The 24,851-nt window shown below is 61.3% G+C and carries 25 protein-coding genes; 10 read left to right on the top strand and 15 right to left on the bottom strand.

The window, feature by feature from the left end; translation table 11 throughout:
* Positions 1–102: 102 nt before the first annotated feature.
* The 3 genes from cysN to M1D99_RS05440 form a co-directional block, all read right to left on the bottom strand.
* A complete protein-coding gene (cysN, locus tag M1D99_RS05450) occupies positions 103–2,001 on the bottom strand; it encodes a sulfate adenylyltransferase subunit CysN (RefSeq protein WP_186729784.1) in 1,899 nt (632 codons plus the stop codon).
* Positions 2,002–2,010: 9 nt separating this feature from the next.
* Complete coding sequence (cysD, locus tag M1D99_RS05445) at positions 2,011–2,928, bottom strand: sulfate adenylyltransferase subunit CysD (RefSeq protein ID WP_003178041.1); 918 nt, start codon at positions 2,926–2,928, stop codon at positions 2,011–2,013.
* 270 nt (positions 2,929–3,198) lie between these two features.
* Entirely contained in the window at positions 3,199–3,957 is a 759-nt protein-coding gene (locus tag M1D99_RS05440; RefSeq protein ID WP_458131485.1) for a Nif3-like dinuclear metal center hexameric protein, read from the bottom strand.
* A gap of 104 nt (positions 3,958–4,061) precedes the next feature.
* On the opposite strand from M1D99_RS05440, the gene algW reads away from it, so the two are divergent.
* The 3 genes from algW (at position 4,062) to M1D99_RS05425 (ending at position 8,338) form a co-directional block, all read left to right on the top strand.
* Positions 4,062–5,222, top strand: coding sequence for a Do family serine endopeptidase AlgW (algW, locus tag M1D99_RS05435; protein ID WP_186705035.1), 1,161 nt, complete (start codon positions 4,062–4,064; stop codon positions 5,220–5,222).
* Positions 5,223–5,502: 280 nt separating this feature from the next.
* Positions 5,503–7,608 (top strand): TonB-dependent siderophore receptor, encoded by a 2,106-nt coding sequence (locus tag M1D99_RS05430; protein ID WP_458131484.1) that lies wholly within the window; start codon positions 5,503–5,505, stop codon positions 7,606–7,608.
* A gap of 10 nt (positions 7,609–7,618) precedes the next feature.
* On the top strand, positions 7,619–8,338 hold the full coding sequence (locus tag M1D99_RS05425) for a DUF4198 domain-containing protein (RefSeq protein ID WP_458131483.1): 720 nt from the start codon (positions 7,619–7,621) through the stop codon (positions 8,336–8,338).
* A gap of 343 nt (positions 8,339–8,681) precedes the next feature.
* On the opposite strand, the gene M1D99_RS05420 is transcribed toward M1D99_RS05425, so the two are convergent.
* The 3 genes from M1D99_RS05420 to M1D99_RS05410 are packed head-to-tail and all read right to left on the bottom strand — an operon-like array spanning position 8,682 to position 9,799.
* Positions 8,682–9,305, bottom strand: coding sequence for an SOS response-associated peptidase (locus M1D99_RS05420; RefSeq protein WP_186705032.1), 624 nt, complete (start codon positions 9,303–9,305; stop codon positions 8,682–8,684).
* Positions 9,306–9,344: 39 nt separating this feature from the next.
* Positions 9,345–9,605 carry a putative signal transducing protein gene (locus M1D99_RS05415; RefSeq protein ID WP_186705031.1) on the bottom strand — a complete coding sequence of 87 codons (261 nt, stop codon included), beginning with the start codon at positions 9,603–9,605 and terminating at the stop codon, positions 9,345–9,347.
* A gap of 11 nt (positions 9,606–9,616) precedes the next feature.
* The gene (locus tag M1D99_RS05410) at positions 9,617–9,799 is read right to left on the bottom strand and encodes a CPXCG motif-containing cysteine-rich protein (protein WP_186705030.1); all 183 of its coding nucleotides are present in this window, start codon (positions 9,797–9,799) and stop codon (positions 9,617–9,619) included.
* Positions 9,800–9,938: 139 nt separating this feature from the next.
* Between M1D99_RS05410 and M1D99_RS05405 the strand changes: the two genes are divergently transcribed.
* Complete coding sequence (locus tag M1D99_RS05405; protein WP_434574368.1) at positions 9,939–11,105, top strand: 1-acyl-sn-glycerol-3-phosphate acyltransferase; 1,167 nt, start codon at positions 9,939–9,941, stop codon at positions 11,103–11,105.
* Between the two features lie 289 nt (positions 11,106–11,394).
* Here the strand turns inward: M1D99_RS05405 and M1D99_RS05400 are convergent, their stop codons facing one another.
* Positions 11,395–11,676, bottom strand: coding sequence for a hypothetical protein (locus M1D99_RS05400; RefSeq protein WP_458131482.1), 282 nt, complete (start codon positions 11,674–11,676; stop codon positions 11,395–11,397).
* A gap of 419 nt (positions 11,677–12,095) precedes the next feature.
* Between M1D99_RS05400 and M1D99_RS05395 the strand changes: the two genes are divergently transcribed.
* On the top strand, positions 12,096–12,302 hold the full coding sequence (locus tag M1D99_RS05395) for a hypothetical protein (protein ID WP_058544127.1): 207 nt from the start codon (positions 12,096–12,098) through the stop codon (positions 12,300–12,302).
* Between the two features lie 161 nt (positions 12,303–12,463).
* Here M1D99_RS05395 and M1D99_RS05390 read toward each other — a convergent pair whose 3' ends face one another.
* Positions 12,464–13,048, bottom strand: coding sequence for a YajG family lipoprotein (locus tag M1D99_RS05390; RefSeq protein WP_003205489.1), 585 nt, complete (start codon positions 13,046–13,048; stop codon positions 12,464–12,466).
* Between the two features lie 205 nt (positions 13,049–13,253).
* Here M1D99_RS05390 and M1D99_RS05385 point away from each other — a divergent pair, with 205 nt between their 5' ends.
* Both M1D99_RS05385 and mqo read left to right on the top strand, forming a co-directional pair.
* Entirely contained in the window at positions 13,254–13,487 is a 234-nt protein-coding gene (locus M1D99_RS05385) for a hypothetical protein (protein WP_014340171.1), read from the top strand.
* Between the two features lie 738 nt (positions 13,488–14,225).
* On the top strand, positions 14,226–15,731 hold the full coding sequence (mqo, locus tag M1D99_RS05380) for a malate dehydrogenase (quinone) (RefSeq protein ID WP_434574366.1): 1,506 nt from the start codon (positions 14,226–14,228) through the stop codon (positions 15,729–15,731).
* Between the two features lie 63 nt (positions 15,732–15,794).
* Here the strand turns inward: mqo and M1D99_RS05375 are convergent, their stop codons facing one another.
* From M1D99_RS05375 to M1D99_RS05365, 3 genes are all read right to left on the bottom strand, one after another.
* Positions 15,795–16,253, bottom strand: coding sequence for a hypothetical protein (locus tag M1D99_RS05375; protein WP_458131481.1), 459 nt, complete (start codon positions 16,251–16,253; stop codon positions 15,795–15,797).
* A gap of 188 nt (positions 16,254–16,441) precedes the next feature.
* Entirely contained in the window at positions 16,442–16,729 is a 288-nt protein-coding gene (locus M1D99_RS05370) for a PA4642 family protein (RefSeq protein ID WP_186705025.1), read from the bottom strand.
* A 61-nt stretch (positions 16,730–16,790) separates the two neighbouring features.
* Positions 16,791–17,276 (bottom strand): hypothetical protein, encoded by a 486-nt coding sequence (locus M1D99_RS05365; protein WP_186705024.1) that lies wholly within the window; start codon positions 17,274–17,276, stop codon positions 16,791–16,793.
* Between the two features lie 331 nt (positions 17,277–17,607).
* Here M1D99_RS05365 and dauA point away from each other — a divergent pair, with 331 nt between their 5' ends.
* Positions 17,608–19,347: a C4-dicarboxylic acid transporter DauA gene (gene dauA / locus M1D99_RS05360; protein WP_458131480.1), complete on the top strand. Its 1,740-nt coding sequence runs from the start codon at positions 17,608–17,610 to the stop codon at positions 19,345–19,347.
* Positions 19,348–19,498: 151 nt separating this feature from the next.
* Here dauA and M1D99_RS05355 read toward each other — a convergent pair whose 3' ends face one another.
* Both M1D99_RS05355 and M1D99_RS05350 read right to left on the bottom strand, forming a co-directional pair.
* On the bottom strand, positions 19,499–19,972 hold the full coding sequence (locus M1D99_RS05355; protein ID WP_458131479.1) for a WbuC family cupin fold metalloprotein: 474 nt from the start codon (positions 19,970–19,972) through the stop codon (positions 19,499–19,501).
* Positions 19,973–19,975: 3 nt separating this feature from the next.
* Positions 19,976–20,533 (bottom strand): hypoxanthine-guanine phosphoribosyltransferase, encoded by a 558-nt coding sequence (locus tag M1D99_RS05350; RefSeq protein WP_053125250.1) that lies wholly within the window; start codon positions 20,531–20,533, stop codon positions 19,976–19,978.
* Between the two features lie 163 nt (positions 20,534–20,696).
* Between M1D99_RS05350 and upp the strand changes: the two genes are divergently transcribed.
* Together upp and M1D99_RS05340 are read left to right on the top strand one after the other, a co-directional pair.
* The gene (gene upp, locus M1D99_RS05345; RefSeq protein ID WP_186705021.1) at positions 20,697–21,335 is read left to right on the top strand and encodes a uracil phosphoribosyltransferase; all 639 of its coding nucleotides are present in this window, start codon (positions 20,697–20,699) and stop codon (positions 21,333–21,335) included.
* 2 nt (positions 21,336–21,337) lie between these two features.
* Positions 21,338–22,612, top strand: a complete 1,275-nt coding sequence (locus tag M1D99_RS05340; RefSeq protein ID WP_411385621.1) for a uracil-xanthine permease family protein — start codon at positions 21,338–21,340, stop codon at positions 22,610–22,612.
* 132 nt (positions 22,613–22,744) lie between these two features.
* Here M1D99_RS05340 and hemH read toward each other — a convergent pair whose 3' ends face one another.
* Entirely contained in the window at positions 22,745–23,770 is a 1,026-nt protein-coding gene (gene hemH / locus M1D99_RS05335; RefSeq protein WP_434574359.1) for a ferrochelatase, read from the bottom strand.
* 13 nt (positions 23,771–23,783) lie between these two features.
* Entirely contained in the window at positions 23,784–24,683 is a 900-nt protein-coding gene (locus M1D99_RS05330) for a TIGR01777 family oxidoreductase (protein ID WP_458131478.1), read from the bottom strand.
* Positions 24,684–24,851 lie beyond the last annotated feature (168 nt).

Raw genomic sequence — 24,851 nt, 5'->3', positions numbered from 1 at the left:
TTGGTTGAGTTGTTCCATAGAGGAATGAAAAAGCCCGCCGATGATCACTCATCGGCGGGCTTGTACTTGCCGCTTGAATCTAGAGGCTTGTAGCTGTTTCCCTTAGATCGCCCCACGCTTGCGCAGCAGATCCAGCACCTGCTTGACGCTTTCTTCCAGGGTCAGCGCCTGGGTGTCGATCACCAGGTCGGCATCCAGCGGCACGTCATACGGGAAGGACTCGCCCGGGATGTTGTCGCCGGCCGCGGCATAGAGCCCTTGCGGATCACGCTGGGCACACACCGCTGGCGAGGCCTGGACGTAGACGGTCAGCAGACGCTCACGGCCGATCAGGTCCTTGGCCTGCTCGCGCCCTTCGGCACTCGGCGCAACGAACGCGGCCAGGGTCAGCAGGCCCGCTTCGTTGAACTGACGAGCGACATGCGCCGCACGGCGCCAGTTCTCGGTCCGCCCGGCACGATCCTGCGGCAAGCCCTTGTTCAGGTCATGACGCAGGTTCTGGCCATCGAGGACAAAGACCGCACGGCCCGAGTCGAACAACTTGCGCTCGACCGCATAGGCCAGCGTGCTCTTGCCAGCGCCCGACAGGCCACTGAACAAGACCGTCGCCGGCTGCTGGCCGAAGCGCTGGGTGCGTTCTTCCACCGACACATGGGCCAGTTTGCCATGGTGCGTGCTGCTGCCATGGGTCAGCGGCTGGGCGACGATCATGCCGGCGCCGACCGTGCCGTTGGTCAGGCGATCGATGACGATGAACGCGCCAGTGGTGCGGTTGCTCTCGTAACCGTCCAGGGCGATCGGCGCATCCAGGGCGATCCTCACCTTGCCGATTTCGTTGAGCTGCAACGCGCTGGCCGGACCTTCTTCCAAGGTGTTCACATCGACCTTGTTGACGATGCTGGCTATCGAGCCCGGCACGTAGCTGGTGGCACGCTTGATGTCATATTTCTTGCCCGGCAGCATCGGCTCTTCGGCCATCCACACCAGCATCGCTTCGAAGCTGTCGGTGACCGGCGGCACGTTGTCGGCATGCACCAGCAGGTCGCCACGGGAGATGTCGATCTCGTCTTCCATGGTCAGCGTCACCGCCTGGCCTGGACCGGCGTGTTCCAGCTCGCCTTCGAAGGTGACGATGGATTTCACGCGGCTGCTCTTGCCCGACGGCAGCACCACCACTTCGTCGCCCTTGTGCACGATGCCGCTGGCGAGGGTGCCGGCGAAACCGCGGAAGTTGAGGTTCGGACGGTTGACGTACTGCACCGGGAAACGCAAGTCGGTGAAGTTGCGGTCGCCCGCCACTTCCACGGTCTCGAGGATTTCCATCAGCGATTGGCCGGTGTACCACGGCGAACGCTCGGACTTGTTCACCACGTTGTCGCCCTTGAGGGCGGACATCGGCACGAAGTGCATGCTGGTGGGCTTCATCTTCAAGCCTTCGGCGAACTTCAGGTAGTCGGCCTTGATCGACTCGAACACGCCCTGGTCGAAGTCCTTGAGGTCCATCTTGTTGATGGCTACGACGATGTGCTTGATGCCCAGCAACGAGGCGATGAAGCTGTGGCGACGGGTCTGGGTCTGCACGCCGTAGCGGGCGTCGACCAGGATGATCGCCAGGTCACAGGTGGAAGCACCGGTGGCCATGTTGCGGGTGTACTGCTCATGGCCGGGGGTATCGGCGATGATGAATTTGCGCTTGGCGGTGGAGAAATAGCGGTACGCGACATCGATGGTGATGCCTTGTTCGCGCTCGGCCTGCAGGCCATCGACCAGCAACGCCAGGTCGATGTCGTCACCGGTGGTGCCGACTTTCTTCGAATCGCGGGTGATGGCTTCCAGGTGATCTTCGTAGATCATCTTGGAGTCGTGCAGCAGGCGCCCGATCAGGGTGCTCTTGCCGTCGTCGACGTTACCGCAGGTCAAGAAGCGCAGCAGCTCTTTACGCTCGTGCTGGCCCAGGTAGGCGAGGATGTCCTCGCTGATCAAATCAGATTGATGCGACATGACAGCCCCTTAGAAATAACCTTGACGTTTTTTATCTTCCATCGAGCCTGCGCCATCGTGATCGATGACCCGGCCCTGGCGCTCGGAAGTTCGCGTCAGGAGCATTTCCTGGATGATGTCCGTCAGGCTCTCGGCCTCGGACTCCACCGCGCCCGTCAACGGGTAGCAGCCAAGGGTACGGAAACGCACTTTCTTCTTGACGATACGGGCCTTGTCTTCGTCGGACAGGTGCTCGAGGATGCGCTCGTCGTCGATCATGATCAGCGTGCCGTTCTTCTCGATCACTTCACGCTCGGCGGCGAAGTACAGCGGCACGATCGGGATGCCTTCGAGGTAGATGTACTGCCAGATGTCCAGTTCGGTCCAGTTCGACAGCGGGAAGACGCGGATCGACTCGCCCTTGTTGACCTTGCCGTTGTAGACGTTCCACAGCTCCGGGCGCTGGTTCTTCGGGTCCCAGCGGTGCTTGCTGTCACGGAACGAGTACACGCGCTCCTTGGCGCGGGATTTCTCTTCATCGCGACGGGCACCGCCGAACGCAGCATCGAAACCATACTTGTCCAAGGCCTGCTTGAGGCCTTCGGTCTTCATGATGTCGGTGTGCTTGGCACTGCCGTGGGTGAACGGGTTGATGCCCTGCGCCACGCCGTCCGGGTTCACATGAGTGATCAGGTCCAGGCCCAGCTCCTCGACCATGCGGTCGCGGAACTTGTACATCTCCTGGAATTTCCAGCGGGTGTCGACGTGCATCACCGGAAAGGGCAGCTTGCCGGGGAAGAACGCCTTGCGTGCCAGGTGCAGCATCACGGCGGAGTCTTTACCGATGGAGTACAGCATCACCGGGTTATCGAACTCGGCGGCCACCTCGCGGATGATGTGGATGCTTTCCGCCTCCAGCTGTTTCAGATGCGTCAGTTTGTCGACCATGGCTACTCACGAAAACTTTCTTATGAACGGCCAGCGGGCCGTGTTCGAGCGGGGAATCCTAGCACAGCGACCTCTTCTAATCAGGGCGCCAACTAGATCGAAACAGCATATGGATATGCCTGCCGGTTCGGGCTTTGTGACGGATTCTGTGTGAGCCAGTGAACTCTGTGGGAGCAAAGCTTGCTCGCGATAACGGCGTTGCATGTGCCGACGCCATCGCGAGCAAGCTTTGCTCCCACAGGCCCACTCCACATGTTGGTTCAGCGTTAGTCAGATCGGATTCGGGCAGTCGATGAAGATGTGTTCCAGGGCAAAGCGTCGCGCCAGGTAGTCACCCAGCGCCTGGACGCCGTATCGCTCAGTGGCATGATGCCCGGCGGCAATGAAGCTGATGCCGTTCTCCCGGGCGCTGTGGAACGTCTGCTCCGAGGCCTCGCCGCTGAGGTAAAGGTCGACACCTGCCAGCACCGCCTGATCGATATACCCCTGGCCGCCACCGGTGCACCAGCCGACCCGACGGATCATCTGCTCGCCTTCGATCAGCAAGGGCTCGCGGCCCAAGGCTTCCTGGACCTTGCGCGCGAAATCCCGCGCCGTCATCGGTTCGGACAGAGAGCCGACCAGGCCGACAATCTTGGGATTATCCGGGTCCAGCGGTCCCTCGACGGTGATGTCCAACTGGCGGGCCAGTTGCACGTTATTGCCCACTTCGGGGTGCAGGTCCAGGGGCAAGTGGTAAGCCAGCAGGCTGATGTCATGCTTGAGCAACGTCTTGAGACGACGCTGTTTCATGCCGGTGATACAAGGGTTCTCGCCCTTCCAGAAATAACCGTGATGCACCAGCACCAGGTCGGCCCCCGCCTCGACAGCCGCATCGAGCAAGGCCTGGCTGGCGGTGACGCCGCTGACGATGCGCCTCACCTGGGGCGCGCCTTCGACCTGCAGGCCGTTGGGGCAATAATCGGCAATCCGGCTGCTGGCCAGGTAACGGTCCGCTTCTTCTACCAGGGTGTTCAGGGCGACGGCCATGAAAAGACTCCTAAATATCCCGTTCAGAGGCGCGCGCGGCCTCGTATAATGCGCGACATTATGGGCGGTCTCATACCGCCTGCAACCTTTGTAGGACGTGCTTAATGCTCAAGGCGCTGCGTTTTTCCGGCTGGCCGCTATTGGCCGGTGTGCTTGTCGCTCTACTGATTATCCAGCGCTACCCGGAGTGGGTTGGCCTGCCGAGCCTCGACGTCAACCTGCAGCAGGCGCCGCAAACCAAGGCGGTGCTGCAGGGGCCGGTGTCCTATGCCGACGCCGTGACCACCGCCGCGCCGGCCGTGGTGAACCTGTACACCACCAAGGTCATCAACAAACCCAGCCATCCGCTGTTCGAAGACCCGCAATTCCGGCGCTTTTTCGGCGACAACTCGCCCAAGCAGAAGCGCATGGAGTCGAGCCTGGGGTCGGGCGTGATCATGAGCCCGGAAGGCTACATCCTGACCAACAACCACGTCACCAGCGGTGCCGACCAGATCGTGGTGGCCCTCAAGGACGGCCGTGAAACCCTGGCCCGGGTGATCGGCAGCGACCCGGAAACCGACCTGGCGGTACTGAAGATCGATCTCAAGAACCTGCCAGCCATCACCATCGGCCGCTCCGACAGCATCCGCATCGGCGACGTGACCCTGGCCATCGGCAACCCGTTCGGCGTTGGCCAGACCGTGACCATGGGCATCATCAGCGCCACCGGGCGCAATCAGTTGGGCCTGAACAACTACGAGGACTTCATCCAGACCGACGCCGCGATCAATCCCGGCAATTCCGGTGGCGCGCTGGTGGATGCCAACGGCAACCTCACCGGGATCAACACGGCGATCTTCTCCAAGTCCGGCGGCAGCCAGGGCATCGGTTTCGCCATTCCGGTGAAACTGGCGATGGAGGTGATGAAATCCATCATCGAACACGGCCAGGTAATCCGCGGTTGGCTGGGGATTGAAGTCCAGCCGCTGACCCAGGAACTGGCGGAATCCTTCGGCTTGTCCGGGCGGCCCGGCATCGTGGTGGCGGGGATCTTCCGCGACGGTCCGGCGCAGAAGGCCGGCCTGCAACTGGGCGATGTGATCCTGAGCATCGATGGCGAACCGGCCGGCGATGGCCGCCGCTCGATGAACCAAGTCGCGCGGATCAAGCCCACCGACAAGGTGACGATCCAGGTCATGCGCAACGGCAAGGAGCTCAAGCTCAGCGCCGAAATCGGCCTGCGCCCACCGCCGGCGCCGGTGGTGCCTAAAGAAGAACAGTAAGCCGCACCATAACCATAAAAGGGCCTTGCAACCGAGCAAGCCCTCCTCAAATCCCTGTGGCGAGGGAGCTTGCTCCCGCTGGGCTGCGAAGCAGACCCAACAGGATTGAATGCAATCGGTCTGGTGTTTTGAGGTGGCAGGTTTAGGGCTGCTGCGCAGCCCAGCGGGAGCAAGCTCCCTCGCCACAAGAAAGCGACGCTCGATTGGCAAATCAGGAATAGCATAAATTCTCATTAGTAGTGTTATATTGTTTCAATCTCAAGGTTTGGAACAACATAACATGTCATCCCTGAAACGGATTTCCATCGCCAGCCTCACCCTGGGCCTGCTCGGCGATCCGGCCTACGCCGAAGAAATCCAGCCGCTGGAGCTGGACGCCATCACCGTAACGTCCGACTACGAATCCGCCACCGGGCCTGTCACGGGCTATCGCGCCACCCGCTCCGCCAGTGCAACCAAGACCGACACGGCCCTGCGTGACATCCCGCAATCGATCAGCGTGATTCCCGCCAGCGTGCTCAAGGACCTGGGCAGCACCAGTGTTGAACGGGCATTAGAGTATGCCGGCGGCGTGTCGAAGCAGAACAACTTCGGTGGCCTGACGCTTTACGAATACAGCGTGCGCGGTTTCACCACCTCGGAGTTCTACAAGGACGGTTTCAGCGCCAGCCGCGGCTATCCGAGCACCCCGGACGCCGCGAACATCGAACGCATCGAAGTGCTCAAGGGCCCGGCGGCCAGCCTGTATGGCCGAGGCGACCCTGGCGGCACGGTGAACATCGTCACCAAGAAACCGCAACCGGAAGCCTTCACCACGCTGCAAACCAGCGCCGGAAGCTGGGATCGCTACCGAACCGCGCTGGACGTCAACACGCCACTGGACGCCGAAGGCAACGTGCTGTCACGGGTCAATCTGGCGGTCGAGGACAACAATAGCTTTCGCGACCATGTCGGCAGCAAACGTGTTTTCGTTGCGCCTTCCATCAGTTGGCAACTGAGCCCCGATACGCGGTTGCTGGTGGAAAGCGAAATCGTGCGCCACAGCTCGACGTTCGACCGCGGCATCGTCGCTCCGAACAATCGCTGGAGCGGCGTTTCCCGCTCGACTTTCCTGGGCGAGCCCAACGACGGCGACATCGACAATCACAACAACATGCTCCAGGCCGCCCTCGAGCATCAGCTCAACGACGCCTGGCAACTGCGCCTGGCCAGCCACTACAAGCAGGGTGAGCTCTGGGGTTTCGCTTCCGAAGCGCAGCCGTTGAACGCCGATGGCCGCACGGTGAACCGCCGCTACCGCGAACGCGACAACAACTGGCACGACAGCATCACTCAGTTTGAATTGCGTGGCCTGTTCGACCTCGGACCCTGGCAGCATGAACTGCTGATCGGCAGCGAATACGAGGACTATCGCAAGAACGAGCGCGTGACCAGGATCTTCGGTGGCAGCTACCCCATCGACATCTATCAGCCGGTCTACGGCCAGCCGAAACCCAATGGTGTTCGGACCGACACGGATTTCTTCGAGCGAGTGCAAAGCCGCGCGCTGAACCTGCAGGACCAGATCGTCTTCACCGACAAGCTGCGGGGCATGCTTGGCGTGCGCTACGAGCATTTCGAGCAGAGCATCGAAGACCACAACACCAATCTCACCAACCGCCAACGCCACGACGCCCTGACCCAGCGGGCCGGCCTGCTGTATCAATTGACGCCCGAGGTCGGCCTGTTCGCCAACGCCTCCACCTCGTTCAAACCCAACAACGGCCTGGATGCCGGCGGCAAGACTTTCGATCCCGAGGAGGGGGTCGGCTATGAAGTGGGGATCAAGAGCGAGTTGTTCGACGATCGCCTGAGCACCACCCTGGCGGCGTTCCGTATAGAAAAGGAAAACGTTCTGGCTCAGACCGCAGGGACTGATTTTTACAGTGCCATTGGCAAGGCCCGCAGCCAGGGTATCGACTTGCAACTGACCGGGCAGGTGACCGACGCCGTGCGGGTGATCGGCGCCTATGCCTACATCGACGCCGAAGTGACCAAGGGTGACCCGGGAAATCCCACCGGCAGCCGGATCCTCGGCGTCGCCAAACACAGCGGCAGCCTACTGGGGGTCTACGAATTCCAGGATGGGCACCTGCGCGGCTCGGATGTTGGCGCGGCGTTTACGTACGTCGGTGATCGCTCGGGCGAAGCCGGCAAGGATTTCGAACTGCCGGCCTACCACACCGTGGACCTGCTGGCCCATTACAAGGCCAGCGATGACGTCACCGTGGGCCTGAACCTGAATAACGTCTTCGACGAAAAATACTACGAACGCTCCTACAGCAATTACTGGGTCACTCCCGGCGATCCGCGCAACTTCACTGTCAGCCTCACCCTCGATCTATAAGGAAGTCAGCATGAAATACCCCAAGACCTTCGCCCTGCTTGGCCTGCTCCTGGCCGCGCAGGCCTCGGCCCATGGCCTGTGGACCGAACAGCGTCGCGGCAACATCGAAGTGATCTACGGCCACGGTGCCGAAGACAATGCCTTCAAGGCGCAGAAAATCAGCGGTGCCTGGGCCTATGACCTGGGCGGCAAGATGATTCCGGTCACCGTAGAACGCCTGCCGGACCACGCCCGCCTGCAACCGCTCAAGCCGCCAGCCGTACTGGCGGTGGCGCTGGACAACGGCATGTGGTCCCAGACGGCGGACAAGAAGTGGATCAACGAAGGCCGTAGCAAAGTGCCCGGGGCGGTCGAAGCGACCCAGACGTTCAAATACAGCCTGGCGATTTATGAGCCTGGGGCGAAACTGCCGACGCTTGCACCGATCAAGTTCGTGATCCTGCCGGAAGTCGACCCGCTGACCGTAGGCCCGGGCCAGTCATTACCGGTCCGGGTGCTGCTGGACGGCAAACCGGCGGCCGGGGTGAAACTGGTGGGCGACTACCGCAGCGCGCCAAACACCGTCTCGACGGAAACCGACGCAGAGGGCCGGGCCCAGGTACTGGTGCGCAACGAAGGCCTGAATGTGATCGCGGCGCACATGGAAATCAAGCTCAAGGACAACAAGGACGTGGACACCCGTGGCGTGTTCACTTCGCTGACGTTCCTGGGTGAGCCGCATCACGAGTAACCCACAAATCTTATTGTGGGAGCGAGCCTGCTCGCGATGACAGTATGTCAGCCACATTAATGTCGACTGATCCGCCGCTATCGCGAGCAGGCTCGCTCCCACAGGGGACAGGCGGTGCACACATTTTTTGTGAACACCCACAAGCTATTGTGGGCTTGCTCGCGAAAGCGGTGGGTCAGCTTGCATGAATGTTGGATGTCATGCCCCTTTCGCGAGCAAGCCCGCTCCCACATTAGGGGATGGTCGGTGTACGGGAAATTTGAATACACCTGTAATCCACTGTGGGAGCGAGCCTGCTCCGGGCGGCGATCCGACGATGGGGCCAATACAAGCGCCGCAAAACTCAAGCCGGCGTCAAGCACTCCGGCCCATTGAGCTTCGGATCATTGACCATGTTGGCCAACACCCGCTCGCGCAGTGGCGCCGGCTCGCTGGCCAACAGCCCTTGCAAGGCATGCAGCGGGGTCTCGGGGTCGAGCCACAGGCGCTGGCCTGCTTCGTCCAGGATCAACGGCCGGCGTTGACCCGCCGCCGGTTGGGTGATCACCGCCGTGCTCAACCACACCTGTTCCTGCACCGGATACGCTTCCCAGATCGCGGCAAAAAACAACGACGAGCCCTCCCCCGGCGTCAGCCAGTACGGACGCTTGCGCGTGCCGCCGCGCCACTCGTAGAAGCCGTTGGCCGGCAGCAGGCAGCGGCGCAGGCGCAAGGCCTCGCGGAACATCGGTTGCTCGGCCACGGTTTCGGCCCGGGCATGGGCCGGGGTGCGGGACAGGTCGGTCAGCCACGGCGGCGTCAGGCCCCAGCGAGCCCGGGCCAGCTCGCGCTGCCCCTCGGCGCCGGCCCGCAGTATCAGCACCGAATCGTTGGGCGAAATATTCCATTGGGCCTTCTGATCGGCGGGAAAACCGGGCAGGGCCGCGAAGGTGGGGTTCCAGCGAAACAGGGCATAACGTCCACACATGGGGCAACACGACTCTTGATCGAACGAACGACCGCCAGCCTAACAGACCAGCGTGCCGGGGTAGCTGTCCGGTTCATCGCCGGGCAGCGGCAGCGCCGCATTGTACGCGGCGATCAACTCCCGGGCGTATTGCGCCTGGTCGTCTTCCACCGCCAGCCCGAGCAATCCATGCATCGGCAACTCCCCCACACCGCCGACCAGGTCGCGCCCCACCAGATGCGCCGTGACACCCTCACTGGCGAGCATGCCTTGCAGCAACTCGCCTTCCATCAAGTTGTCCAGCTCGTAGATTCGCTGCATGGGCGCCCCCTTCACTCGTTTTCGCTGAAGACTTCGAGATGCCACTCTTCTTCATGGACCTGCAGTACAAAGGTGACCGGCCGACAGCACACCTGACAGTCCTCGATGTAGGTCTGATCACCGCCGGACAAGTCCACGGTTGTCTCTACTTCCTCCCCACAATAGGGACAATCATAACTAGCCTGTTCCAGCATCGCGGTCTCCCAAGTGACTTGTGCGTATAATCGCCGGTCTATTTGCAGGGCTATTTTCGTCTGGCTTATCTTCCAGGCCGTGCCCCGTCGTTTTTTCGATCGAACCTTTACTTACCCTAGCCGTTTCCAACAAGAGAGCATGATGGGCGAATTCGATGCCATCCGACCTTACGACGACAGCGAAGTCCCAGCGGTGCTGGCACGGCTGCTCGGCGACAAGGCGTTTCTAGATATCCTCACCCACTTCCGCTTCCCACGCCTGGCCGGCGCCTTCGGCTGGATGCTCAAACCTCTTATAGCGCAAAGATTGCGCCGTGAGTTCGCCGGTGTGACGTCGGTCGCTACGTTGCAGGACAAGGTGGAGTTCTACGTCGACCACACCATTGAGCGCGCCACCGATGGCGTGACCTACACCGGGGTGGAGCAATTCAAGTCCGGCAGTGCCTATCTGTTCATCGCCAACCACCGCGATATCGTGATGGACCCGGCCTTCGTCAATTACGCCGTGTACCACGCCGGCCTGCCGACGCCGCGCATCGCCATTGGCGACAACCTGCTGCAAAAGCCCTTTGTCAGCGACCTGATGCGCCTGAACAAGAGCTTTATCGTGCACCGTTCCATCACCGGGCGACGGGAAAAAATGGCGGCGTACCAGTTGCTGTCGGCGTACATCAACCATTCGATCTGCAACGACTGCGCCTCGATCTGGATCGCCCAGGCCGAAGGGCGGGCCAAGGACGGTGACGATCGGACCGAATCGGCGATCCTCAAGATGTTCCACATGAGCCGCAAGGACGAGCCGTTCGGTGAGGTGATCCAGTCACTGAACCTCACGCCGGTGTCGATCAGCTACGAATACGACCCGTGCGACCAGGCCAAGGCCCGTGAGTTGTACATCCGCGCCACCACCGGCACCTACACCAAGGCCCCGGGCGAGGACGACGTGAGCATTGCCAAGGGCATCACCGGCTACAAGGGCCGGGTGCATGTGAACTTCGCCGCGCCCATCACCGAGCTGTTCGAGGACACCAAGCAATTGGCCCTGGAAATGGACCGGCAGATTCTCGGCGGCTACCGGCTGTTCCCGGTGCATTACCTGGCCTACGCCCAATGGGCCGACGCCGACCCGCAGTTACAGGTGCCGACGGCGGCCGAGGTGTTTGGTGCTGATGAGTTGGCCAAGGCCCAGGAGGAATGGCAGCGCCGACTGGACGCATGCCCGCCGGAACACCGGCCATTCCTGGTGCTGCAATATGCGACGCCGGTGCGTAACCAATATCGGGTCAAGGCGGGGTTGGCGCTTTAAAGCCGGGCTTGCGAGGGCCTGGTTTGGCCTCTGTGGCCTCTGTGGCCTCTGTGGCCTCTGTGGCCTCTGTGGCCTCTGTGGCCTCTGTGGCGAGGGAGCTTGCTCCCGCTCGATTGCGCAGCAATCGCAACACAGGCTTGGAGCTAGGGTTGAGCGTTCGAGAGGGGCGGCTTTGCAGCCCAGCGGGAGCAAGCTCCCTCGCCACAAAAGCACTTTTGCCAGGCAATCCTCATTTGCCCTGCAAACACTCTTACAAAGCGATCCTCGATTGCCTTGCAAGGCTACTGCTTCAGAACTGCGTACTGATCCACGACACCAGCAACGCCAGCGCCAGGCAGCCGAAGCCAAACCGGTAGAAAAACCGGTTCATGCGCTGGGTAGCCAGGTCCAGCAATGCTTCGAAGCGTTCCTCGCCATTGCCACTGCGTGCTTGCAGGCAGGCCCGCGCCCGTTGTTCACGGCGACGCGTCGCATGCAGCACCCAGCCGCCCGGGCAGGCAAACAGCAACGCGAGCAAGTTGATCAGTTTGGCGGGGTGGGCAGCGAACAACGAAAGCAGATGCGACGACATCACGAACCTCAAGGGAAAAACGGACAGGACACGTCCGTGGCCTACGAACAGGGCGCGGATTCTACCGAAAGCCTGCCGCCCTGCGCCGTTTTTTCCGACCAGTAACGATCCCCTACGGGATTGGATGCTTTTGTGGCGAGGGAGCTTGCTCCCGCTGGGGTGCGAAGCGCCCCCATGAGCGTAATCAATCAACCGAGACGCCGCAGCGTCAGTTTGGGGCTGCTGCGCAACCCAGCGGGAGCAAGCTCCCTCGCCACAGGAATGTCGCCAGGCGTTCGGGCCGTGTGTGTGTGTGTGTTTGTTGGGCTGGCCTGGTCATTACAGGCTCGGCGATCAGGCCTTGGATTAATTTTCCCAGTCACGGTTTCGTCATCTGATTAGGCCACTCTGTCGCCCTTCAAACCTGCACGGAACCCGTCATGCTGCACGCCGAAAACCAGGATCGTCTCTATCTCATCAGCCCGAGCGACGAACAACAGAACCTCGTCGACAGCTTGTCCTTCAATGTGCAGGACCGCCATTGGCTGGTGTATTGCGCCCTCGGCGGCCATCCACATGCCGACCTGCCGGAGACAGACCTGCTGACCGGGATCAGCGTGCTGGAGTTCTATTCCCAGGCAGCCTGAGAATTTCGCCATAAAAAACCCTGTGGGAGCGAGTCGGTGTGGGAGCGGGCTTGCTCGCGAAAGCGTTGTGCCAGTCAACATTTATGCATCTGGCCCACCGCCTTCGCGAGCAAGCCCGCTCCCACACAAGCTCGCTCCCACAGGGGATAGGGGGTTGTTACTTACTCAGCCAGCACCTGGCCAATGGTCGGGTCCTTGAACAGCCGGGTCAGGGCATCGCTCAAGACGTCGCTGACCAGCTTGGTGTTGGTGTCCTGGTTAGGCGCCATGCCGAAGCGCTGGTCCAGGGACGCACCGTAGCGACCGCTGTAGCGGCGGTTGGCGTTCTGCACGTCGGAGCGGAAGGTCGCGCCGATGGTGGCTTCGGTCACGTACATGCCTTCCTTGGGCGACTGGTACTTGAGCTCGGCCAGGGTCACGGTCAGTTGCGGTGCATTCAAGGCGTTGGCCGTCGGCGTGAAGCCCAGCAAACGCACCGCCGCTTCAGCCTGGGCCTGCAGCTTGGGCAGGATCTGCGCGCCCTGCACCGTGATCACGCTGGTCTCCGGGTACAACCCGCCGCGGGTGCCGAGCGTCGGCGACGGACGACCGTCCACGACCCGCACCACCACCGGCTGGCCACGCCCCACTGGCGCCAGTTGGGCATTGAGCTTGGGCTCCGGGTTAAGTTGTTGCGGGCTGTGGGCGCAGCCGACGAGGGTCAGACTGGTCACAGCGATCAAACCGAACAACAGGCGTTGCAACATGCTCTTCTCTCCAGAATCGGGCACAAACAGGCCGGCAGTATAGCGGTGCGCCATCGCCGTGAACTAGCGTCATACGATGAATACTGAAATGTCTGACACGGGCCGTGATTGCCGGTTCCTGTCACCCCATTGTCACGATCCTTACACCGGTATGTCATGGCCCGCTGTCAGGCTTGCTTCAAGCTTCCTGACCCGGTATCCGCTCATGCGCTTCCTCATTTCGCTGTTCACCCCGCGCCCTCATCACCGCAGCTTCGCCCTGCTCGATCGCAACGGCCGTTGCCAGGCGTTCAAGCAGTGCAGCCTGCAACCCATGGGCGAAGGCTGGGTGGAAATCGATGAGATCCGTCTCAACTGGTTGCACCAGCCATTGCCCGCCAGCGCCCGCGTGCAACCGCTTCGTGCCCGCGCACGCAACCGGCAACTGTTGACCATCTGACCGGACGGCTAATAAAAGTCATTAAACACGACCATTTCCCTGCGTTTCTTCGATACAATCTCCCCCCGATTATAAGGACGTCTCCTGATCGGGCCGCGCAACACCGCTGATGCGCTGGTATTGGCACCCCGCACCGCCCACAGAGAGCCGCCCACACAGATCGAGTGAAGCTGGCGCGCTTGCTGTTCCTCCAGGCAAATCACCACTTTTCGCGAATCTGCAGAGCTGTCATTACGCTCGGTCACTGAGCTGTCTGCCCGTTTTGCCTGTCATGTATTCCATGGGGGCAACCAAACCGGGCGCAGTGCCAGGCTGGGACAGCCCTTTTTTGAGGTTCACGTCTTCAAAAGAGCGTGAAAAAACGGGTTTTCACAACTTCACGAGAGTGTGGCGAGCAAATGAAGAGTTTTGCGTCTGAACAAGCACCATTGGCGTCTGAAACAGCCCAACGACACAGGACCGGATATCGCTCAAGAACCGGCGCCTGAAGCCTGTCCGCTACGGATTTGGTTGCACGAACGGATGTCTCGGCCATAAGTCGAATTGCCTGCCCGGCGCTTAAATGAGTTCATGTGACTCTTGAGGCCAGGCTGCATGCATCCGCAGTAGGTGCGAAAAATTGCGAAGATTCGGACATGGCGATCCTGGCCATGGATCACTGGGGCGCAACTGACCTGCCCCGCCACTCCTGGCCGCTATGCCGACAATTTGGTGCTGCAGATTTTGGAGACGCGTTAAATGGCGCATAACGAAGCAGTCGATGTAGTTCTGGTAGGGGCCGGCATCATGAGTGCCACCCTGGCCGTGCTGCTCAAGGAGCTCGACCCCGCGATCTCGCTGGAAGTCGTCGAGCTGATGGATTCCGGTGCCGCGGAGAGTTCCAACCCGTGGAACAACGCCGGTACCGGCCATGCCGGGCTGTGTGAGCTCAACTACACGCCCCAGGCGGCCGACGGCACTGTCGACATCAAGAAGGCCGTGCACATCAACACCCAGTTCGAGGTGTCGAAACAGTTCTGGACGTACCTGACCAAAAAAGGCACGTTCGGCTCCTCCAAGTCTTTCATCGCCCCGGTGCCACACCTGAGCTTCGTGCAAGGCGAGAAAGGCGTGGCGTTCCTGAAGAAGCGTTTCGAGTTGATGCACCAGCATCACGCTTTCGCCGACATGGAATACACCGAAGACAAGGCCAAGATGGCCGAGTGGATGCCGTTGATGATGCCTGGCCGGCCAGACGATGAAGTCATCGCCGCCACCCGCGTCATGAACGGTACCGACGTCAATTTCGGCGCATTGACCAACCAGTTGCTCAAGCACCTGACCAGCGCCCCGGACACCCAAGTCAAATACTGCAAGCGCGTTACCGGGCTCAAGCGCAACGGCAGCGGCTGGACCGTGAGCATCAAGGACGTCAATTCCGGCAGCACCCGCGAAGTCGACGCCAAGTTTGTATTCCTCGGCGCCGGCGGCGCGGCGCTGCCGCTGCTGCAAGCCTCGGGCATAGAGGAAAGCAAGGGCTTCGGCGGCTTCCCGGTCAGCGGCCAGTGGCTGCGTTGCGACAACCCGGAAGTGGTCAAGCACCACCAGGCCAAGGTCTACAGCCAGGCCGCCGTGGGTTCGCCGCCCATGTCGGTGCCGCACCTGGACACCCGCGTGGTCGATGGCAAGAAATCCCTGCTGTTCGGACCCTACGCCGGTTTCACCACCAAGTTCCTCAAGCACGGCTCGATCATGGACCTGCCGCTGTCGGTACGTGCCGGCAACATCGGCCCGATGCTGGCCGTGGCCCGGGACAACATGGACCTGACCAAGTACCTGATCAGCGAAGTGATGCAGTCCATGGAACAGCGCCTGGAATCCCTGCGTCGCTTCTATCCCGAGGCGAAAGCCGAAGACTGGCGCCTGGAAGTGGCCGGCCAACGGGTACAGATCATCAAGAAAGACCCGAAGAAAGGTGGCGTCCTGCAATTCGGCACCGAACTGGTGGCAGCCAAGGACGGCACCCTCGCCGCCCTGCTCGGCGCATCGCCGGGTGCATCGGTGACCGTGTCGATCATGCTGGAACTGATCGAGCGCTGCTTCCCGGACAAGGCCAAGGGCGAGTGGGCTACCAAGCTCGCGGAGATCTTTCCGGCACGGGAAAAAGTGCTGGAAACCGACGCGGCGCTGTATCGCAAGATCAATGTGCAGAACAACATTGCGTTGGAGTTGGTCGAAGACAGCAAGGCGCACAGTTACGCCTGATACCTTGCCGTTAATGTAAAAAGCCTCCCGTGCAAAACGGGAGGCTTTTTATTTTCCGCGGTGTTATTTCATGGTGAATTTGATGCGTGTTCCACCGTTGCGAACATAGTCGTCATCATCTTCTACATCAATCAATTGAGCGACACAATAATCCGTCGGCTCCGCATTGACCCAACGACGATAAGGCATTGCCCCTTCACTGACCGGTGTTCGTGCGACATGCCCAAAGCTGAAATGGCAGATGCGACTGTCTTGCGTGTAGCTGAGGGCCTCTCGCTCGGCGCGCGATTGGGGCAGATAGTACGTCAGCTCCTGGCTCTCACCCGGGACTATCCAAAAATTGTGGCCCGAACCGGCCCAATAATTAGTCCAACTAAAGCCGCTCCCAGGAACAATATCGTCTGCCGTGGCATTGTGAATCTCGACATTGACAACTTCATCCCGCGCACAGGCCGCGAAACTTGCCAGACACGCCGCCAAGGACAATAGCACGCTGGCGATATACTTTTTTTGATCTTCCATGATACATACAACTCCATTAAGACAATGACGTAAAAGCCACTTGGCTTCGAGTGCAAAAGTAATGGAATTTCAAGTAAAACAGAACAGCCCGAATGGTGACATAACCTTTCAGTGCGATGTAAAAAAAAGAAGCTAGTTGCGTTCAACCGGAATATTCAACGCTCCGAAGAGCGTTGATAGGCGTTGATTCAGCCGCGCGCCTTGTTGATCAACTCGATGTATTCCTCGGCATTACGCTGGTCCTTGATCAGCGCAACGAAATCGTTGCCGTGCTCATCCTTGCCATCGAGGTCATGGCCGGCCTCGACGAAGAACGTCAGGAAGCGCTCGAAATCGTCGACCCGCAGGCCACGGTAGGCCTTGATCAGTTTGTGCAACGACGGCGAAGTGGCATCGACCGGTTCGAAATTGAGGAACAGCTTGATCTGCTCATCGCCAATTTCGTCGCCAATCACTTGTTTCTTGTCTTTACGCATTGCCGGCTCCAACTCGCACAATTCACGGGGCGGGCAGTTTACCCCCGGCAGGCCCCGGGGCTCAACGCGGGCGTTCGGCGCCGGTGTGCAGGTCGGCCCAGATATGGCCGTTGGCGTAAGTGAGGAACTGCACATAAACCGTGTTGTTGCGCAGCAGATCGATGACCACCCGGTACTGGGCCTGTGGATAAGACAGCGTCAGTGTCTTGCTCGCCTCATCGAAGACTGGCTTCTTCAGGCTTTTGCTTTCGCCGTCGAAGTTGAGGATCACCTGGCTGACGGTCGCTCCTTTGTTCAAGGGCTTGCCCTTGAGACGGACCAGCAGGGGCGAAGTGACCGGGATCGGTTGCTGGTTAGACTGGCGCTGGTTACCCAGCACCACCGAATATTCGGTCACTTGCAGCAACTGCTGCTGTTCAGGTTGTTCCTGGCGCACCACCAGGTCATCCGGTGGCAGGAACTGGCTGTGCATCGGCGCGGCCACGGCCGTCAAAGGCAGACAGGCGATCAACAACAAAATGGCGCAACGGCGGATCGATACACGCATGGCAAGCTCCTGGGTCTTGGCCGGGCACTCTAGCATGAGCACCGGCGGTAAAAATAAGCGATCCGGATCAATACATCCGGGCAGCGGGCGCGGCATACTCAAAGTGGGCATCCGCTTCGATCTCACTGGCGCATGCCCGTGTGGCGAGGGAGCTTGCTCCCGCTGGGTGGCGCAGCCGCCCCAAACAACAGGCGACTGCGATTCCCCTGGCAAACCGCGTCGACCCGTTTTACGACGGCTGCGCCGCCGAGCGGGAGCAAGCTCCCTCGCCACAGGGATCGTTGTTCGGCAGATCCAGATGTAACGCCCGTTCATTTTGTGTGGAGTGCCCATGTCTTTTTCCGCCCCACCGCTGTTCGCCGCCTGGCGCCAAACCTGGCGGGCCGGTTACACCCTCGAACGCCTGCGCGGCGATCTGGTGGCCGGGCTGACCGTCGGCATTATCGCCATCCCCCTGGCCATGGCCCTGGCGATTGCCGTCGGCGTGCCGCCGCAGCACGGCCTGTACACGGTGTTGGTGGCAGCGCCGCTGATCGCCCTCACTGGCGGCTCACGCTTCAACGTGAGCGGGCCGACAGCGGCGTTCGTGGTCATCCTGCTGCCCATCACCCAGCAATACGGCCTCGGCGGCCTCTTGTTGTGCACCATGCTTGCCGGCCTGATCCTGATCGCCCTGGGCCTGATGCGCGCCGGCCGTTTGATCCAGTACATTCCCTACCCGGTCATCCTCGGTTTCACCGCAGGTATTGGCGTGGTCATTGCCACCTTGCAACTGAAGGACCTGCTGGGGCTGACCACCGCAGGCCAAGCCAAACACTACATCGAACAATTGGGGGAATTGCTCGTGGCGCTGCCCGGTGCCCGTCTCGGCGATGGAGTCATCGGCGCCGCGTGCCTGGCGGTGCTGATTGCCTGGCCGCGCTGGGTGCCCCGGGTGCCCGGGCATCTGGTGGCCCTGCTGGTGGGTACGCTGCTTGGGCTGGCGATGGAAAGCGGCGGATGGCCGATCGCGACGCTGGGCGAACGGTTCAGCTACGTTGTCGATGGCATCGTTCACCCAGGCATCCCACCTTTCTTACCGAGCTTCGACTGGCCCTGGAACCTGCCGGACGGCCAGGGGCATCGGTTGATCCTCTCCTATGACCTGATCCGCCAACTGCTGGCGCCCGCCTTTGCCATCGCCATGCTCGGCGCCATCGAATCCTTGTTGTGCGCGGTGGTGGCGGATGGCATGACCGGCAGCAAGCACGACCCCAACGCCGAGTTGATGGGCCAGGGCCTGGGCAATCTGGTGGCGCCGCTGTTCGGTGGCATCACCGCCACCGCCGCGATTGCCCGCAGCGCCACCAATGTGCGCAGCGGCGCCTCTTCACCGCTGGCCGCGATCATCCACAGCCTCGTGGTGCTGGTGGCGATTGTGCTGCTGGCGCCGCTGTTCAGTTATTTGCCCATGGCCGCATTGGCCGCGCTGCTGGTGATGGTCGCCTGGAACATGAGCGAAGCCGGGCATGTGCTGCACACCCTGCGCATCGCCCCGCGCAGCGACGTGCTGGTGCTGCTGACCTGCCTGGGCCTGACGGTGCTGTTCGACATGGTCCTGGCCGTCGCCGTCGGCCTGCTGCTGGCCGCCGGGCTGTTCATCAAGCGCATGAGCGAATTGACCGACAGCGCCGAGCTGCCGCGCCACTTCCACCAGGCCCTGCTGGACATGCCCGAGCATGTACGTTGCTACGGGATTCGCGGGCCGCTGTTCTTCGGCGCGGCGGAAAAGGCCCTGGATGTGCTGCGTCGGTTCGACCCGGGCGTTCGGGTGGTGATCGTGGATATGAGCGCCGTGCCGATGCTGGACATGACCGCTCTGGCCGCGCTGGAAAATATCCTGAAGGATTACCGCAAGCACGGCATCGGCCTGATCCTGGTCGCGACCGCGCCCCGGGTACGCCTGAAACTGCGCCGCGCTGGCATTCATCGCGAACAACGTCAGTTGGCGTATGTGCAGACCTTGGAGCAGGCGCGGGTCAAGAGCGAAAAATGGCTAGCCGGTAGCGCGACTCAAGCAAGGCTGGCCTGATCTGTAGCAAGGGAGCCTTTGTGGCGAGGGAGCTTGCTCCCGCTGGGCTGCGTAGCAGCCCCTTGGGGTGGAGTTGTGCAATTGCAGGTGGGTGCTCCGCACCCAAGCGGGAGCAAGCTCCCTCGCCACAAAAGCTCTCAGGCCACAGGTGCTAGGCGAATTGGGCGCCCATCCAGGCGTGGTATTGCGCTACGCCAGGCTCGCCTTCGCGGGGCGCCCAGTGAGCAAGTTCGCCCTCGCCCACGGGCCGGTAAGGGCCGGCCTTGCATTCGAACATCAGGCTGTCGGCTTCCAGCACCACCAAGCCGTGATACACGCCAGCCGGCAGGTCGACGCCGAGGCAATCGCCGCCGGCCTGCAGGATGCGCTTGTCCACCACCGCACCGGCCTCGTCAAAAATCAACACCCCCAATCGGCCCTTGAGCACCAGCAAGGTTTCCGCCTTGTCGGCACTCAGGTGACGGTGCGGCGGGATGTAGGTGGAAGGCTGCAAACCCACCGCCATGCGATGGCACGGCTCATCCATCCCATGGAAATTATGGTGCTGCCGCCCGCGAGGATTGGCCGCGGCTTTCTCGGCCAACTCATCGAACAGCGCTTGTTCCAGAAAGCTTGGCCGAGTCATCGATTACATGCCCTTGACGGCGAAGATGCCATTGGCGTTGCGCCAGTAACCTTTGTAGTCCATGCCATAACCGAAGATGTAGCGGTCGATGCATGGCAGGCCGACGAAATCGGCTTTCAAGTCCGGCCGCGCCTTGCGGTCATGGTCCTTGTCGATCAGCACGGCGGTGTGCACGGCACGGGCGCCGGCGTGTTTGCAGAAGTCGATGATTGCGCCCAGGGTGTGACCTTCGTCGAGGATGTCATCGATGATCAGCACGTCGCGGTCGATGAACGAGACTTCCGGCTTGGCTTTCCAAAACAGATCGCCGCCGCTGGTTTCGTTGCGATAACGCGTCGCGTGCAGGTAGGACGCTTCCAGGGGGAAGTTCAGGTAGGTCAACAGCTTGCCGGAGAAAATCAGCCCGCCGTTCATCACGCAGAACACCACCGGATTGGCATCGGCCAGTTGCTCGTTGATTTGCGCACCGACACGGGCGATGGCCGCTTCGACTTCGGCTTCGGTGTACAGGCAGTCAGCCTCTCGCATGATTTGACGGATATGCTCGAGATCAGCGGACATGGCGCTCTCCAAGGGGCAGGGTTCGGAAAAGCCGGCAAAGGTACGCATCCCGCCCGGCCAGATCAAGCGTTTGTGGACTAACGTTCTGTATTGTCTATAGGACAACACCCTCGGATAGATTAATCTAGGCCGGTTTTTTTTGCCCGCCGCCGGAGCCTTCCCCATGCCCATCCTCGAGATCCGCCACCCGCTGATCAGACACAAACTCGGCCTGATGCGCCGTGCCGATATCAGCACGAAGAACTTCCGTGAACTGGCCCAGGAAGTCGGTGCCCTACTCACCTACGAAGCCACCAAGGACCTGCCGCTGGAGTCCTATGACATCGACGGCTGGGCCGGTACGGTCCAGGTCGAGAAAATCGCCGGCAAGAAAATCACCGTGGTGCCGATCCTGCGCGCCGGCATCGGCATGCTCGAGGGCGTCCTGAGCCTGATCCCCGGGGCCAAGGTCAGCGCCGTGGGCGTGGCTCGCAACGAGCAGACCCTGCAAGCGCATACCTACCTGGAAAAACTGGTGCCGGAAATCGACGAGCGCCTGGCGATGATCATCGACCCGATGCTCGCCACTGGCAGCTCCATGGTCGCCACCATCGACCTGCTGAAAAAAGCCGGTTGCCGGGACATCCGCGCCATGGTGCTGGTCGCGGCCCCCGAAGGCATCAAGGCCGTGCAGGACGCCCACCCGGATGTGACCATCTACACCGCGTCCATCGACCAGAAACTCAACGAACATGGCTACATCATCCCGGGCCTGGGCGATGCCGGCGACAAGATCTTCGGCACCAAGCAGAAGGACGCTTGAGCATGCAAGACGAGTTCAACGATCCGCTCTGGCGCCAGATCCTGTCCGGTGCCCAGATGCTGTTCGTCGCCTTCGGCGCGCTGGTATTGATGCCGCTGATCACCGGGCTGGACCCTAACGTGGCGCTGTTCACCGCCGGCCTGGGAACGATCCTGTTCCAAGTCGTCACTGGGCGCCAGGTACCGGTGTTCCTGGCCTCGAGCTTTGCCTTCATCACCCCGATCATTCTCGCCAAGGGCCAGTTCGGCCTGGCCGCGACCATGGGCGGCGTGATGGCGGCGGGTTTCGTCTACACCTTCCTGGGCCTGGCGGTGAAGATCAAGGGCACCGGGTTCATCGATCGGCTGCTGCCGCCGGTGGTGATTGGCCCGGTGATCATCTCCATCGGCCTGGCCATGGCGCCGATTGCCGCCAACATGGCGATGGGCAAGGCCGGCGACGGCACCGAGCTGATTCATTATCAGACCGCGATGATGATTTCGATGCCGGCCCTGCTCACCACCCTGATTGTCGCGGTGTTTGGCAAAGGCATTTTCCGCCTGGTGCCGATCATTTCCGGCGTGCTGGTGGGCTTCGCCATGGCGTTTTTCTTCGGGGTCGTGGACACCGCGAAAATCGCCGCCGCGCCATGGTTCGCCCTGCCGGCCTTCACCGCACCGGAGTTCAACTGGCAGGCGATCCTGTTCATCGTGCCGGTCGCCCTGGCGCCGGCCATCGAGCACATCGGCGGCGTGATTGCCGTGGGTAGCGTGACCGGTCGCGACTACCTGAAAAAACCCGGCCTGCACCGCACGCTGCTCGGCGACGGCATCGCCACCACTGCCGCCGGCCTGTTCGGCGGACCGCCCAACACTACCTACGCCGAAGTCACTGGCGCGGTGATGCTGACCAAGAACTACAACCCGAAGATCATGACCTGGGCGGCGATCTTTGCCATCAGCCTGGCGTTCATCGGCAAGTTCGGCGCGCTGCTGCAAAGCATCCCGGTGCCGGTGATGGGCGGGATACTGTGCCTGTTGTTCGGTTCGATTGCGGCGGTGGGCATGAACACGCTGATCCGCCACAAGATCGACCTGGGCGAGGCGCGCAACCTGGTGATCGTTTCGGTGACGCTGGTGTTCGGCATCGGCGGTGTGCTGGTGGGCACCGGCACCGGCCCGGACGACTTCGGCCTCAAAGGCATCGCGCTGTGCGCGGTGGTGGCGATCGCGCTGAACCTGCTGCTGCCGGGTAATGACGGTTGGAAGCAGAAGAAGGTGGATGAGCCGCTGATTTAAAAGTTCTGTTGTCTGACAGGCCCTCTTCGCGAGCAAGCCCGCTCCCACACTTGATCCTCAGCGTACACAAACTTTGTGAACGACAAAGATCCAATGTGGGAGCGAGCCTGCTCGCGATGGGGCCCTTGAATTCTATAGAGCGATGGGCGCCCGTTCGCAAAGGGTATTCAACGCCTTCGCCCACTGCGGCTCATCATTGAGGCAAGGCACCAACACCAATTCATCCCCTCCCGCTTCGCGGAACTGCTCGCGGCCGCGATCGCCGATTTCCTCCAGGGTTTCAATGCAGTCGGCGACGAACGCCGGGCACATCACCAACACCTTCTTCACGCCGCTTTTAGCCAGTTCATCGAGGCGCGCCTCGGTGTAGGGTTCGATCCACTTGGCCCGTCCCAAGCGCGACTGGAACGACACCGACCATTTGCCGTCCGCCAGTCCCATGCGTTGGGCGAACAGTTCGGCCGTACGGATGCATTGCGCGCGGTAACAGGTGGCCATGACCTCCGGCGGCGCGTTCTTGCAGCAGTCGGCATCCTTGAAGCAATGGAACCCCGTTGGGTCGAGCTTGGTCAGGTGCCGTTCCGGCAGGCCGTGAAAACTCAACAACAGATGATCGTGTTCCTGCATCAGGTACGGCTTGGCGCTGGTGACCAGGGCGTCGAGGTATTCCGGCTGATCGTAGAACGGCTGGAGGATCGAAAACTGCACATCGAGTTTCTTTTCCCGCACGACCCGCTTGGCCTCCTCGATCACCGTGGTCACGGTGCTGTCGGCGAACTGCGGGTACAACGGCGCCAAGGTGATCTTCTTGTGTCCCTGGCTCGCCAGCCGCACGAGCGCCGATTCAATGGACGGCTCGCCATAACGCATCGCCAGCTCCACCGGGCCCTGGGTCCACTGCGCGGTCATGGCCTGTTGCAGCCGGCGACTGAGCACCACCAGCGGCGAACCCTCCTCCCACCAGATCGAGGCGTAGGCATGGGCCGACTGCTCGGGACGCTTGATCAGGATCAGCGATACCAGCAAGCGCCGAACCGGCCATGGCAGGTCGATGACATACGGATCCATCAGGAATTGATTGAGGTAGCGGCGCACATCGGCCACCGAGGTGGAGGCAGGCGAACCCAGATTCACCAGAAGCAACGCGTGATCGGTCATGCAACGTCCTATTTCAAAGGCGGCTGGACAAGTCTTCCAGGGCCGCGGGCAAATCAGTGAACCGGAATGTGAAACCCGCCGCCTGCAATCGGGCCGGCGTGGCGCGCTGGCCGCCGAGCAACAGCAAGGACAATTCCCCCAGCGTGACCTTCAGCGCAAGCTCCGGCATCGGCACCACGGCCGGCCGATGCAAGACGCGCCCCAGGGCCTTGGCAAAATCGCGGTTGCGCACCGGGTTCGGCGCGCACGCATTATAAGGACCGCTGGCATCGGTGCGGTGCAGAAGAAAATCAATCAGGGCGATTTGATCGTCAATGTGAACCCATGGCATCCACTGCCGACCATTGCCGATACGCCCGCCCAGCGCCAGTTTGAACGGCAGCAGCAGCCGCGACAAAAAGCCGCCCTCGGCAGACAGGACCAGGCCGGTACGCACCAGCACCACGCGCAGGCCCAAGGCCTCGGCCCGCTGCGCGGTTTCTTCCCAGGCGATGCACAACTGGCTGGCGAAATCTTCGCTCACTGGCCCCGACTCCTCGGTCAACTCACGCTCGCCACCATCGCCGTACCAACCCACCGCGGAACCGGAAATCAACACCTGCGGTTTCTGCTCGCAACGCTCCAGCCACGCCAGCAAAACTTCGGTCAACGTGATGCGACTGCTCCACAACAGCATCTTGCGTTTATGGCTCCAGGGACGGTCGGCAATCGGTGCTCCTGCGAGGTTGACCACCGCATCCACCGGCTCGTCAATTTCGTCGAGCCTGGCGACGCCCCGCACCGATGTCCCGCAGATTTTCGCCACCTCTTCGGGTCGACGACTCCATGCCGTCAAGCGATGCCCCTGCTGCAACCAGAGGCGGCAGAGCTGACGTCCGATCAAACCAGTACCGCCGGTCAGCAATATGTGCATGAGATGTTCCTCGCATCGCGTTTTACCCGGCCCATTAGTCTATTTTTATAGGTAGGGATTTTTCGTATCGGACAGGGTCTGTGTTTAACAATAGGACAACCTGTCCAAACGCGAACGGTAAAACTTATACCAAAAACCAAAATTGTACAGGTTTAATCGACGGCGTAG

The organism is Pseudomonas sp. R3-41, assembly GCF_054161485.1.
The sequence above is the reverse complement of the archived record's forward strand: the minus strand, read 5'-3'. Positions and strand labels throughout refer to the sequence as shown.

Bases quoted from the DNA above. Each gene is read 5' to 3' on its own strand.
- M1D99_RS05365 (WP_186705024.1), bottom strand. From the start codon at position 17,276: ATGCGTGTATCGATCCGCCGTTGCGCCATTTTGTTGTTGATCGCCTGT.
- M1D99_RS05415 (WP_186705031.1), bottom strand. From the start codon at position 9,605: ATGCAGCGAATCTACGAGCTGGACAACTTGATGGAAGGCGAGTTGCTG.
- M1D99_RS05430 (WP_458131484.1), top strand. From the start codon at position 5,503: ATGTCATCCCTGAAACGGATTTCCATCGCCAGCCTCACCCTGGGCCTG.
- M1D99_RS05400 (WP_458131482.1), bottom strand. From the start codon at position 11,676: ATGTCGTCGCATCTGCTTTCGTTGTTCGCTGCCCACCCCGCCAAACTG.
- M1D99_RS05375 (WP_458131481.1), bottom strand. From the start codon at position 16,253: ATGGAAGATCAAAAAAAGTATATCGCCAGCGTGCTATTGTCCTTGGCG.
- dauA (WP_458131480.1), top strand. From the start codon at position 17,608: ATGTCTTTTTCCGCCCCACCGCTGTTCGCCGCCTGGCGCCAAACCTGG.
- upp (WP_186705021.1), top strand. From the start codon at position 20,697: ATGCCCATCCTCGAGATCCGCCACCCGCTGATCAGACACAAACTCGGC.
- hemH (WP_434574359.1), bottom strand. From the start codon at position 23,770: ATGACCGATCACGCGTTGCTTCTGGTGAATCTGGGTTCGCCTGCCTCC.
- M1D99_RS05440 (WP_458131485.1), bottom strand. From the start codon at position 3,957: ATGGCCGTCGCCCTGAACACCCTGGTAGAAGAAGCGGACCGTTACCTG.
- M1D99_RS05405 (WP_434574368.1), top strand. From the start codon at position 9,939: ATGATGGGCGAATTCGATGCCATCCGACCTTACGACGACAGCGAAGTC.
- M1D99_RS05410 (WP_186705030.1), bottom strand. From the start codon at position 9,799: ATGCTGGAACAGGCTAGTTATGATTGTCCCTATTGTGGGGAGGAAGTA.
- M1D99_RS05350 (WP_053125250.1), bottom strand. From the start codon at position 20,533: ATGTCCGCTGATCTCGAGCATATCCGTCAAATCATGCGAGAGGCTGAC.
- M1D99_RS05420 (WP_186705032.1), bottom strand. From the start codon at position 9,305: ATGTGTGGACGTTATGCCCTGTTTCGCTGGAACCCCACCTTCGCGGCC.
- M1D99_RS05395 (WP_058544127.1), top strand. From the start codon at position 12,096: ATGCTGCACGCCGAAAACCAGGATCGTCTCTATCTCATCAGCCCGAGC.
- M1D99_RS05370 (WP_186705025.1), bottom strand. From the start codon at position 16,729: ATGCGTAAAGACAAGAAACAAGTGATTGGCGACGAAATTGGCGATGAG.
- M1D99_RS05340 (WP_411385621.1), top strand. From the start codon at position 21,338: ATGCAAGACGAGTTCAACGATCCGCTCTGGCGCCAGATCCTGTCCGGT.
- cysN (WP_186729784.1), bottom strand. From the start codon at position 2,001: ATGTCGCATCAATCTGATTTGATCAGCGAGGACATCCTCGCCTACCTG.
- M1D99_RS05330 (WP_458131478.1), bottom strand. From the start codon at position 24,683: ATGCACATATTGCTGACCGGCGGTACTGGTTTGATCGGACGTCAGCTC.
- M1D99_RS05355 (WP_458131479.1), bottom strand. From the start codon at position 19,972: ATGACTCGGCCAAGCTTTCTGGAACAAGCGCTGTTCGATGAGTTGGCC.
- algW (WP_186705035.1), top strand. From the start codon at position 4,062: ATGCTCAAGGCGCTGCGTTTTTCCGGCTGGCCGCTATTGGCCGGTGTG.
- M1D99_RS05385 (WP_014340171.1), top strand. From the start codon at position 13,254: ATGCGCTTCCTCATTTCGCTGTTCACCCCGCGCCCTCATCACCGCAGC.
- M1D99_RS05390 (WP_003205489.1), bottom strand. From the start codon at position 13,048: ATGTTGCAACGCCTGTTGTTCGGTTTGATCGCTGTGACCAGTCTGACC.
- cysD (WP_003178041.1), bottom strand. From the start codon at position 2,928: ATGGTCGACAAACTGACGCATCTGAAACAGCTGGAGGCGGAAAGCATC.
- mqo (WP_434574366.1), top strand. From the start codon at position 14,226: ATGGCGCATAACGAAGCAGTCGATGTAGTTCTGGTAGGGGCCGGCATC.
- M1D99_RS05425 (WP_458131483.1), top strand. From the start codon at position 7,619: ATGAAATACCCCAAGACCTTCGCCCTGCTTGGCCTGCTCCTGGCCGCG.